The 11812-nt window shown below is 35.9% G+C and carries 12 protein-coding genes; 4 read left to right on the top strand and 8 right to left on the bottom strand.

Translation table 11 applies throughout. From position 1 onward, the window contains the following. Positions 1–522: 522 nt before the first annotated feature. A complete protein-coding gene (locus BIV60_RS16050; RefSeq protein ID WP_071356716.1) occupies positions 523–1323 on the top strand; it encodes a COG4705 family protein in 801 nt (266 codons plus the stop codon). A gap of 345 nt (positions 1324–1668) precedes the next feature. On the opposite strand, the gene BIV60_RS16045 is transcribed toward BIV60_RS16050, so the two are convergent. Next, entirely contained in the window at positions 1669–2529 is an 861-nt protein-coding gene (locus tag BIV60_RS16045) for an alpha/beta hydrolase (protein ID WP_071356715.1), read from the bottom strand. 187 nt (positions 2530–2716) lie between these two features. Further along, positions 2717–3442: a dihydrofolate reductase family protein gene (locus tag BIV60_RS16040; protein ID WP_071356714.1), complete on the bottom strand. Its 726-nt coding sequence runs from the start codon at positions 3440–3442 to the stop codon at positions 2717–2719. 515 nt (positions 3443–3957) lie between these two features. Between BIV60_RS16040 and BIV60_RS16035 the strand changes: the two genes are divergently transcribed. Then, positions 3958–4506, top strand: coding sequence for a TetR/AcrR family transcriptional regulator (locus BIV60_RS16035; RefSeq protein ID WP_071356713.1), 549 nt, complete (start codon positions 3958–3960; stop codon positions 4504–4506). A 419-nt stretch (positions 4507–4925) separates the two neighbouring features. Here BIV60_RS16035 and BIV60_RS16030 read toward each other — a convergent pair whose 3' ends face one another. Both BIV60_RS16030 and BIV60_RS16025 read right to left on the bottom strand, forming a co-directional pair. Continuing rightward, the gene (locus tag BIV60_RS16030; protein WP_071356712.1) at positions 4926–5402 is read right to left on the bottom strand and encodes a hypothetical protein; all 477 of its coding nucleotides are present in this window, start codon (positions 5400–5402) and stop codon (positions 4926–4928) included. 90 nt (positions 5403–5492) lie between these two features. After that, positions 5493–5675, bottom strand: coding sequence for a hypothetical protein (locus BIV60_RS16025; RefSeq protein WP_071356711.1), 183 nt, complete (start codon positions 5673–5675; stop codon positions 5493–5495). Between the two features lie 147 nt (positions 5676–5822). On the opposite strand from BIV60_RS16025, the gene BIV60_RS30500 reads away from it, so the two are divergent. Together BIV60_RS30500 and BIV60_RS16020 are read left to right on the top strand one after the other, a co-directional pair. Continuing rightward, entirely contained in the window at positions 5823–5957 is a 135-nt protein-coding gene (locus BIV60_RS30500) for a hypothetical protein (RefSeq protein WP_256218437.1), read from the top strand. A gap of 344 nt (positions 5958–6301) precedes the next feature. Next, positions 6302–7156 carry a YihY/virulence factor BrkB family protein gene (locus BIV60_RS16020; RefSeq protein ID WP_256218438.1) on the top strand — a complete coding sequence of 285 codons (855 nt, stop codon included), beginning with the start codon at positions 6302–6304 and terminating at the stop codon, positions 7154–7156. A gap of 590 nt (positions 7157–7746) precedes the next feature. Here BIV60_RS16020 and BIV60_RS16015 read toward each other — a convergent pair. From BIV60_RS16015 to BIV60_RS16000, 4 genes are all read right to left on the bottom strand, one after another. Beyond that, a complete protein-coding gene (locus tag BIV60_RS16015; RefSeq protein WP_071356709.1) occupies positions 7747–8163 on the bottom strand; it encodes a hypothetical protein in 417 nt (138 codons plus the stop codon). Positions 8164–8447: 284 nt separating this feature from the next. After that, positions 8448–9275, bottom strand: coding sequence for a peptidoglycan-binding protein (locus tag BIV60_RS16010; RefSeq protein ID WP_071356708.1), 828 nt, complete (start codon positions 9273–9275; stop codon positions 8448–8450). Between the two features lie 529 nt (positions 9276–9804). Then, the gene (locus BIV60_RS16005) at positions 9805–10653 is read right to left on the bottom strand and encodes a polysaccharide deacetylase family protein (protein WP_083402280.1); all 849 of its coding nucleotides are present in this window, start codon (positions 10651–10653) and stop codon (positions 9805–9807) included. A gap of 252 nt (positions 10654–10905) precedes the next feature. Beyond that, positions 10906–11538 carry a TetR/AcrR family transcriptional regulator gene (locus BIV60_RS16000; protein ID WP_071356707.1) on the bottom strand — a complete coding sequence of 211 codons (633 nt, stop codon included), beginning with the start codon at positions 11536–11538 and terminating at the stop codon, positions 10906–10908. Positions 11539–11812: the final 274 nt, after the last annotated feature.

Raw genomic sequence — 11812 nt, 5'->3', positions numbered from 1 at the left:
CATAATTCTTCCTCACTTTTATAACGACATTAAAATTGACAGGAGTTTTGCCATTCTTTTTTAATTGTACAATACTTATTCTCTAATATTAAAATTGATGTCAATTATTATGTCGATGTTCATAAAAAACCCCTAAAAACCTTTCTACTAGAATTAATTGGACTTGTGGATGGGTTTCGATGATATCCCCTTTCAAATTAAAGCCATGAGCTTGTTAACGATCTATTTAATCATTATTAATCATTATTTAACATTTAATTAAGACAGAATTAAGGTGGCTTTATTATAAATAATATGTTCGTAAAAATTTATACATACGAATGTACTTGTAAACTAATAAATTTTCATTTTATGAGGAGAGGAAAAAGCTATTAAATATATTGCCCACGACACGGTAATATTTTAGATTATGAAGATTTGTTATTACAACACATGGCAAACCAGCTGGAATATGTTATCAACAAGGAAAAATTCTGCAGCTGGACTAAGCCTTTGTTAATAATTATTGGAAGAAGGTCTACTATGAACAAACCCTTATCAGTCACTATGAATCAGGCAAATGAAATGTTTGCTAAGGTTCCCGAAATTACACTCTTCTTTTGGATTACGAAGCTACTGACAACTGGGATGGGAGAGGTGGCCTCCGATTATTTATTCGAGAATCTAAATCCACTTATCTCTGCACCTTTAAGTGTTCTTATTTTTGTAGCCGCCATGATCTTGCAGTTCAAAGTACGCCGCTATATACCAAGTATCTACTGGTTGGTGGTTGTAATGGTCAGTATATTTGGAACAATGGCTGCAGATGTCGTTCGTGTCGGACTTGGCATTCCCTACATCGTGTCAACCATCTTCTTTATAGTGGCACTTACTGTTGTCCTCATTACTTGGTTTTCCAAAGAAAAAACACTGTCCGTACACAGCATTTTCACCCGTCGCCGAGAGGTCTTTTATTGGCTAACCGTACTGGTAACATTCGCACTGGGTACCGCCGCAGGGGATATGACCGCGTCAACCATGCATTTAGGTTACTTCTCATCAGGTGTTTTATTTACTGTCTTGCTAGCTATTCCAGCTTTGGGTTACAAATTATTTGGTTTTAATGAAATTTTTGCTTTCTGGTTCGCTTATATCATGACGCGTCCGGTAGGTGCATCGTTCTCGGATTGGTTAGGGGCTGCTCAGAGCCATGGTGGTCTAGGGATCGGCAAAGGATTGGTTACCCTTGTTTTATTGATCTTTATTATTATCCTAGTTATCTTTCGGGGAGGCTCACCCGCAAAAAGCGCGGAAGTTAGCGAAAGTGAGGGAATAGCATCCTAGTAAATATTGGTTGAAAACAGCTATTGCTCTTCTTACCCTGATGTCAGCAAATGCAAATCTCCAATGAACAGATCACTTAGTCTCATAAAAGGAGCAAATAAATAAAAATCAAAGGAATCGCAAATTGCGGTTCCTTTTCTAAAAACTAATAAGGCTTACTCAAGCAAAAGCAATCCTGCGTTTTTGAAGAATTGCACCTTATTACTCCCAGAGTAGAAAACGATTCTATACTAAAAAGATTCATAGGAATCAATGGCATTCATTATTCCTTCATGATAAAGTACCTCCATTTCTTCAATTCTTCTATTCTGTAAAATCACTGATATGTTTAGAATGAAAGAAGAATTAGTATTTCTCCAAAAACTCCGTCACTGCATTGGTCATGTTTGCCGCTTCTTCGTTACGGGAGGTTCCGAGAAACTGGGTTAATTGGCTATGGGAATTGGTTTTGGCCTCAAAATATTTGACGATGTTACCAACCTTTTTTGTTATGGACATAAATGGTTCAACCGAAATTCTTCCATGTGCAATCAATAATATTGGCGGAAGATTTTTAGTAGCTGCATACGTAATCGGCGAGGCTTCTTGCCATACTTTTTGATGGTTTCCAAAAACCTTTTTATACTTTCCAAATCTTTTGATAAAATTCGTTAAATCAAGTGGTCCTTCTATGTTCACAATGGAATGGATTGTTTTGGATGAAAGTCCCACATTATTTAAATAAGTAGGATTTGTCACTATTAACATTATTAAATGACCGCCAGCAGAATGGCCCATCAGGTTTATTTTTGTCCGATCAAAATGATACTTATTGGCGTTTTCATAAACCCATTTGATCGCTTTAGAAACATCATTTGCCATTTCTTCATACGTTGCATTTGGAGATAAGCGATAGTTAATCGAAACAAATGCATAACCTTTTTTAGTAAAAAAGTCAGGTTTTGCTGCAACATTTGTTTTATCTCCGCCGCTCCATCCACCACCATGTGCATATATGATGACGGGGAGTTTCTCTCCGTTTTGGACTTTAGGGGTATAGACATCTAATATTTGCGCTGGGTTACTACCATATATTAGATTCGATTCTTTGATCTCTTGACCATTAGCATTCTGAAAAAAATAAAAAGTTGATCCTATGAAGACAATAAGGAACACGATTAACAATATAAAGAGTCTTGGTTTTAATTGTATTTTTCCTTTTTCCATCTTAATCTCCTTCCCTGCCCGGGTTGACAGTTACAACGGCTACGCCGGATTCCATACAGGTATTTAAATGATACAACCCGCCAAATCCACCTTTGTACTAACCTTCTGGTGCATCTCTCTGTTGAGACCTCGCTTGGCGCCTCACCATTTCTCTACTCCGGCAAAATCTCTAAAACTCACATGATGATTAATCACGATTGGTTACATACTTCAACCATAATCCACCATCATCCAGTTTTTCTACTTCTTTCAAGAAGAAATTTACTGGTTTCGATTTGTTTAGATAAGAACTCGTTTCAAATAGTGTCACAGAGTTAGATGCGCCATCTGCAATTGGGACTAAAATTAGGCTCAATTCATCAATTAATCCTTCATTCAAAAATGATCCATTTAAATAGCCCCCACCTTCTAACATTAATTTATCGATTGAAAATAGATTTTTTAGCTTTTCTACTACGACAGTAAAATTTAATCGTTCTTTTCCACCAAAAATATAAGATATTCCTATTTTTTTCAGATAAGCTAAGTAAGCATCAGATACTTGCTCTGTAAGCACCTCTACTATATGGTCCCTTGTTCTATTATCGTTCCACTCTGAAATGTAGTTTTTTGTCCATCCTAGCTTTCCAGATGGATCTACTGCTATGGCATAACTTTTAGCATCCTTATTTGCTATGTAATCAGTTCTCGGGATAGTAGGGATGTTATCTTCATTTAAGTCTAATTTATGTCCGAAAGTAAAGTGTTCCTCCATGGTAATCCTGCCACACATCCATGCGTTACATCCATAACGTCCATGAATTTTTTCGTATTCGTCTGAAAAATAAGCTGCTCGTTCCATTTTCAAATAATCTCCATTGATTTTCCCATCCAATGAAGTTGCCATGTGGCAAATAATATATGGTCTTTCCATACTTACAACCCCTTTAAACGATAAAATACTGCCCCCAAAATGTGTAAATGGGGCAGTTAATGAGTTTAAATTAACCAACTTGAACAGTTGGTCGAATAATCATTTCATTTTCAGTATTTAAGATGCCGAAGACCCCTATGATTAATATCAGTATAAGTAAATTATTTCCTTTAGTCATCCCCACCCTCCTTAAATTCATGTGATATCCTTCACTTTTGGATATTTTATATTGTTTGTTCTGCCCTTTTTTCCTGCCTTTGAATAAATTTCAAAGCATAATGTGTCCCACAAATATAGATTCCCATTATAGATTAAAAACCGTTGTCCTTGAATGGTTAGTAAATTACTTGACTCACCCAGCAAAGAAAAACACCATTGATTGATTAAGCAACATCTGTTTATAATTATAAAAAGAAACATGATGCATTCAATAGTTAAATGAGCGCATTTTGTTGTTTACTCAACAAATCGCCTAAATTTGTCGATAATCTTTAAGGAAGTCTGGTGATGAAACAATGCCGAAAATAGATAGAAGAGTACTCAAAACCCAAGAGGCGATAAAAAAAGCAATTCTTGAACTAATGAGCGAAAAAAAATTTGATGACATTACCATTCAGGATATTTCTGACAGAGCAAATGTGAACCGAAGTACTGTCTATCTCCATTACTTGGATAAATACGATCTACTAGATAAGATGATAGATGAACATATAAACGAGCTTAAGGAAACAAGTGAATGGGCATGCCAAGAGGAATGGGTAGCTGCAACCGAGATTTTTTTCGAATACTTTGAGAAAAATTATTTATTCTTTTCGACGATGTTAGCGAGTAAAGAAGCAACCCCTTCTTTTCGTAATAAATTCCTAGAGTATGTTATCGAGGGGTACAAGGATGAATTGCACAAAACAAATGGAAAAAATGAAGGTCTAAGTGAAGATATTATTGTTCAATTCGCTGCAAATGCTTATGTAGGAGTTTTGGAATCATGGTTAAAGGATGGAATGCCTTCTCCACCTAATGTAATAGCAAAAGAATTGGGGATTTTGCTAGAGAGGATTCTATAGTATTTCTTAAATTATCATTACTTTATGAGAGTGCCAGTTATTATGAGGTCTTGGTGCAGCTTCTTAAAACAGGAGATGTGGTGAACATTTCGCCGAATGGTTGCAAGTACTAGATTCATCTTGCTGCCATCTATGCGATTTCCCGTAGCACAAAAAGAACGCATTCACCTGCGTTCCTTGATTGAATAGTTAAACCTACCAAAGACCTTCTTCTTTCAGATCCATCCTACGAGGAATAAAGGTATTCTGCCAAACCATACATAAAAAACTCCACCCCTTTTATTTATTGGTTAACCTAAATTTTAATTTCCTGATTTCTGTAGAAAAATCGCAGCCTTAAGGCTCCATGTCTGGCAGAATACACAAAAAATGAACTTGGAGAAATCCAAGCACATTTTTAGGCTAATTATCCGTGGAAATCACCCGTATTTTGATTGACCGTTATAAGGATTATCTCCAGTATCAACTTCTTTAACCCAAACTTCCCAATTACCGTTGCCAATATTCTTGTAACGACTTGGCGTAACGTGATATCCCTCATATAATTCTTTCTCAAAAGTATCCACCCAAGCACCAGTCGGACGGTTTATAGCCTTGTCGGACGTATTGGTACTTGAACTTGTGACTTTGTTTGATGTTCCTTCTTTATTCACTGTTGAATCATCTGACGTAGATGACTGTGTATTATTCTTATTTGCGTCCTTATTATTATTATTAGATTTCGAGTCATCACTTTTCTGTGAAATGGTTGATGAGCCATTCGATTGAGATGTGTTATCAGACTGTGACTGATTTTTTGTTGAGTTATCGTTACTAGATGAAATACTATAAGCCGACAGTCCAACTAATAAAACAGGCAACAAAGAGGCTAAGATAAATTTTTTGCCTTGCTTCACTTTTACAACTCCAATTTGTCTTATATTGTTATTTTAAATTTACTCCACAGTAAGTTAATTACTTAGAAAAATCTGCTCTCTTTTTATAATTTATGATCGTGGATTTAATTTCCTCCAAATCAATGAACCAATTAAAAGCGCAGCACCAACAGAAGTTCCAATAATCTGATCTATTAAAAGTTCACCAGTTTTGAAATAGCGAATTGTGAAAGTTCCAGCAAAAATTACGATTATGATAATTCCTAATTGGATTAGATATAAGTTGATTTTCATCAACACCCCCCTTTTCTATATTTTACCATATCATTACATTTAAAATCTTTACTAAAAACAAAAACGCACTCTTAAGAGTGCATTATTTATGGCCTTATAATAAGAACATATAAGTATTCAGTTGGAAAATAATATTGAGGTGATTAGATGTATTGGAAACTTAGGACTTCTTTAGGGATTGCCATTTTACTGAAGTTACAGAAGTTTATGTTCATTGAACCAACAGGTGGAGCGGATGAAGAAGGACTAATTTTCCACTATTTGTTTATGGAAGTTACTTGATGAAGAAAGATAAGTGGCAGTGGTTATGGCTGCTCTCGGCAACAGTGTTGCTTGTAATATTGATTGTCTTGATTTTAAAGTGGTTCATTGGCTACAGATTACCTAGAATAAGCAGTAATGGTTACAACTTTCTTCATTTTATCTTGTGTAACCAAGGATTTGGAAGCCAAAAGGCAGTATTAATAGTGCTCCCTTTTTCAAACGTTTGTCAAAGGGTTAGGTACCGATCCAGGAAGGATAGGCATTTTTTTTCGTATAATCATTTTTCTCGACTCCACTTTGCATTGTATGGGACCCGACCGCACAAACTATATAGACAGAATACTAGGGAAGGTTTGTCGCAGGTGCAGAAAGTAAAAGTGTTTTTCAAAACTTTGATTCAAGGCTTTTTTCATCACAATATTATGTATTTAGGTTCAATCATTGCATATTTTGGATTTGCTTCGACTATTCCTCTTACGTTGCTGTTGATTTTTTTTGCATCTCTATTTATTGACGGTACAGCTGTTGAGCAGTTTCTCGATCATCTGTTTCAATCATTTATCCCTTCCATGCCGAAAGGTGAATCATTTGTTACGACCACCATCGATCATCTAACTCAATTCCGCACTGCGGTGGGGATAATGGGCATTGGTGGACTGCTGTTGGCATCTATTGGCGGTTTCCTGTCTTTGCAAACAACGCTCGACACGATTTGTGAAGTTCGTAAACACCGTTCCTTTATTAAGCAGTACGTAATTGGGTTCGTGATGCTGGGTTTTTTGCTTCTGTTAATTCTTTTGTCTTCTCTTCTATCGGCGGTTTCACCCGAAGTCGCCATGAGTATCGCAAAATTTGATGGATTTGAATGGGTTAACATTGTTCACACCATGTCAGGGACGTTCTTCTTGTTCTTCATGTTCGTAACCTGCTTTCTCTGCTATCGGGTTCTACCTTCGGCAGCCCTCTCGACGAAAGCTTTGTTGACAGGAGCGATTGTGACCACAATAGGTGTTTACGTTGCACGCCAGCTGTTCGTTATTTATACCCATCATTTAGGGAATTACGAATTGATATATGGGACACTAACGTTTACAACACTGGTCACGTTTTGGATCTATATTGTGAGCGTCCTCTTTTTGTTTGGCATGGAGTTATGTGTCACGGTTGACCGTGTTCGTGGGTTACACCCATTACATAAGGATTATCAACCACAATAAAGCATAGGATTTTTTTTTGTTTCATCTTCTCTGTCCTATCAGGTACATGCTCCTCAATAAGTCTATATAATGGATGGTACGGTAGGCAAATCTTTAACTATGTAAATGTTAGCGGTTGAAGGAATCAGAGTTATATAAAAATTATCAATAAAAGAAGTAGGATGCTACAAGTTGGCTCTTAAAGGGTGCTTTTGATAAAGATGGGAACGCTTTGGCGGTTCCCTTTTTGTTATTCTAAAGTTAGTTTTGAAGGGTTGCACTTATACTAACGAGTGCTTGAGTGAAATATCGATTTCCGGCAATGATCGCTGTAGCGTTCATTTTTTCTTGTTAAGCTAAATGGCAGGATAGCTCAAGAAGGAATAGATACATCGATGTATAATTTGTCTGTTAAATACTTAAAAAGGATTAATAATGGTAGCTTTTTCTCTTTTTAGGCGAAAAAAGAAATAAGCAAGATTGTGAAGGAATGTACTTAAAGTAACGGGTGCTTGAGCAAAAAAGGTTAGTTTGCTACGGCAGCCTTTTTCTTATTGAGCTCTAACGATTCAGTTTAATAAGATGCATAGAATAAACCTCATTTCTGAGGTTTATGGCTTAAAATTCAATAATCCCAAGAATTTGCTTGTATTGCCTTGAAATTTAAAGAAATATGGTTGGTTCTCATTGTCAAAAACCAATAAATATGGATTTTCTTGAACAGGAAAAATAATCATTACTTCATCTACAAGGTCATTGAACCATTGATTTTTAACCATAACAGTAGGTTCTAAAGGGATTTTTATCACAAACCCATTATTAGGATATGGATTCATTTTCACGTAAACCCCTGCTATTCCTTCAAGAAATTTCTCTACTTCTTGTTGTAAATCGGGGTTTTTTTGAACATTTTTTATAACTTTACCTTTTTTTATATCGATAATTTGTATTTGATGATTAGTTTGAGCCATAGCATTGGTTGTATATAGTATAAAAATACAAAAACTTATTAAAACCTTTTTAATCACTCTAATCACCTCAAAGTTATTTTCCCCAATAATTAAGGTGGTATTAAAATGACGATTATATAGCAGCAATTTTGAGTTTGTGAATAATTGTACTTAAACAAACGGGTGCATTAGTTGAAGATCACCAGCTGCCTCGGCGGCTTCTTTTGCTTGTTCCACTAACGTAAGCAGGTTAGATGTATCAAATTGGTTTGACAGTACAAAAAAGACATTCCTGATAAGAATGTCTCCTTATTGAAAGGCTTTCAGCTTGTTTAAAAAGTTTTGATTTTGGATAAGAACACTCATTTAGGCGGTGTAATACCATTCAGAAGATCCCATGTGTTTAATCCAAACGTATATTGAAAATGCGGATAATCAACTATAGTCTTAAATGTTCCTCCCCATTTAAGACCTAACTGCTCTCCTAAATGCCCCATAGTAAAATATTTCTGTGTATCATTTGATATCTGACCATTTTCAACAGGTGCGGCATCAAAGGCTAATCCCCAGTTGTGATAGGAGTCTCCTCCTCTGGCATTTGAAACAATTGGTCCAGGTGTTGTTCTCCCTTGAGCAAATAATCTGTCTGATTCGTCCCAGCTTCTGAATGCCTGAGTAATCTTAACATCTAAATTATGCGATCTTGTCAATTCCAGAAATCTTCTTGCAAGCATCGCAACGTGCGGTTGGAGTGAATTTATGTCATTTGAACTCGGACGCTTATCTATATTATCCTGTGGATGTGGATTAAACAATTTTCTTCGTGTTCTTGGGTCAACAATTCCTGTCGGGGAAAGTCCATTATGGTTTTGGAATTTTCGCACTGCATCTGTAGTATGAGAGCCAAACCACCCGTCAGGATATCCAGTATGAAAGCCATAGGAATTCAATAGTTTTTGTACAGCTTTAACATTTTCAATTAATAATTTCCAAGTAAGAGATCTTACAATGCCATCACTTTTTATTTCAAATCGGTCCTGAAAATTTTTTGTTGCATTACTTGTCTTTGAATCAAAGATACCATCTATCGTAAAGTTGTTATAATTAAGTGCTAATCCATTTAAATCCATTTGCAGTAGTTTTACATAATGACCTTTAGAACCTATCCCAATCGTTGGTAACCCCGGCATATCTCTACATCCTTTCATGATGTTAAACATGATATCGTCTAACAAAAGTGTATGGGAATGAAATTTGTCCTGTTCCAACAGTGCAGTTACGAATCTTATTAGAGTATTCTGTACAGCATCTTCAAGGGTACTTGCCCAAAGTTATCTCTAATGCTAATTAAACGGCTATGAATAATGGGGCTTTCAACTTGAAAAGCAGGATACTAATAGATTTGTGAACTATTTCACTTCAACAAACGGGTGCTTGAGTTTAGCAATGAGTCGTAGCTGTGGCTCTTTTACTTGTTCCACTACAGGGGGAGTTTAGTTGTATAAGAAATTGACTTATATTATGTCAAATTAAACTCATATTGTGCCTAAAGAAGCAAAAATCCATCCCTGAGAGTGCAGGGATGGATTTTTCATCAACAACCAAGATTCTTAAGAAAACCTTGATTTAATCATAAAAGATTAAAGTTATTAAAATTATTCGAATTGAGTGATAATTGAAGCAACAGTGCCGACAGCCCATCTGAATGAACTAAATCGATTAACTAAGTAGTGTTGGTATAGTGACAAATTCGTAGCCTTGTGCTTTCAAGTGATCAATGATTTGTGGTAAGGCTTGTAGTGTCCCATTCAGTTCCCCTGGATGACCAGCCAAGCAATGTTCAAGAATGATACCTCCTGGTGAAACTTCCCTTTTAACATACTGGAGTATGGTCGGAGCGGGAGTTCCTGCCCAATCTAATGTATCAACAGACCAGTCTATAACACGATACCCTAGATCATGGATCAGAGTCACTTCTGCTGGAGTCACCCTTCCATAAGGCGGTCGAAACAAGGTGGTTCGCTGACCAGTAATCTGCTGAATCTCATTTTGTGTAGAAACGATTTCTTGCATAACTTGCTGTTTGCTAAGTGTCCACAGTTTCGGATGATCCCACGAGTGATTCCCAATTGCATTTCCTTCCGCCACAATCCGTTTCACCATATCTGGATAACTCTTGGCTTGTTTTCCAACCATAAAAAAGGTTGCATGTACTCCTTTTGCCCTCAAAATGTTCAAAATCCTCGGTGTATAGTAGTTATCAGGACCGTCATCGAAGGTAAGCGCTACTCTTTTTTTCAGATTTGGATTTGGGTTCCCCTTATAGATAACAACATCTGGAAATTGTTGATTAAGATTGATCACCTGCTGTCTATGCTGTGCTTTTGATAATCTAAAATCTCCCTCATTCCAATTTTTCTGTGCTATTGGTTTTGGGGTTACATTTTCCTTTTTCTGCCCTACTTGTTGGTTGTTTATACTCTCCTTACCCCGTTCCGTTGTACAGGCGAAGAGAGAAGCCAGACAAAAAAGAAAACAGAATACAAATGTTATTTTACGTCGATTCATTGAAATCACCTATCCATTGGAAGTTTTATACCTGTATAGTGTATGTCCTCTAAGTCAAGTTAATTCTTGTAGCGAATCTGTTTCGACTTATAAAAAACTTATGGTACGGTAAAGGTGAGAAAAATGATTGTGAAACATTTTCAAAAGGGATAGTTTTTCCGTTCGTATGATGAACATTAATTTAAAATGTTGAAGCAACCACTTTTTCACCATAAAAAAAGCCCCAACAAATATGTTGCTGGGAACAATGGGCTAAAAGTCGTTAGGATTTGTAACCGCTTTTATAAATATATTTAATTGAAGTGCAACAAATTCATCAATAGCAAATCTCTTTTGAAGCCCCCATCTTCTAAATGACCACATTTCGCCACTAACAGTAATATTATGGGCAATCAACTCTGATTCTTTTTCCGAAAGGTTTAATTCACCATTTTTTACACAACTGTCAATAATGCTCTTAAACATATTTGTCATAGCAATTTCTTTATCCAAGACATAAGGAAGCGCATCTTTTGATAAGGATTTTGTTTCTTGATATAAAATTAAAACTTCGTCCTGCATTTCATCTATTACTTTAAAATAGATTTTCATTGCCTGTTTTAGACTCTCGATTGTTCCTTGCTTTGTATCAATCCCTTGCTCTAGTAGTGAATGTACTTGGTCATAGAGTTTATCACAAACCAAATAAAGCACATCCTCCTTTTGACGGATGTAATGATATAAAGTTCCGAAACCAATGCCTGCTGATTTGGCAATCTCTCTTGTTGTTGTTCTGTGAAAACCTTTATCTTTAAAAAGATTCACCGCCCCTTTAATAATTTGATCTCTTCTCATTTCAATTAACTTTTCATCCTTTACAGATGCAAGTACCTCGCGCTTTTTCAATTCTCCATCTCCAAACATTCAGGTAAGGTGCGAATCCAAAAATGGAACTGATAAGGTTGTCCCTTAATCAATTCTCAATGATATAAATTTAACATTTTAAAAACCTAATAACACGAACTATTTTTATATTATTTTTAAATTTATTTACTATTTTTTTAAAAATTATTTTCCTATGTAAAAGGAAATAGAAACACCACTGTCGAAACAAAAAGCAGCGAATAATGAAGGAGATTATGTAGTTTAAGAAGAAAATCAACAAAATTTTTTAATAGAG

It is taken from the genome of Bacillus sp. MUM 116 (assembly GCF_001866655.1).
In the GTDB taxonomy this organism is placed as follows: Bacteria; Bacillota; Bacilli; order Bacillales; family Cytobacillaceae; genus Neobacillus.
The sequence above is the reverse complement of the archived record's forward strand: the minus strand, read 5'-3'. Positions and strand labels throughout refer to the sequence as shown.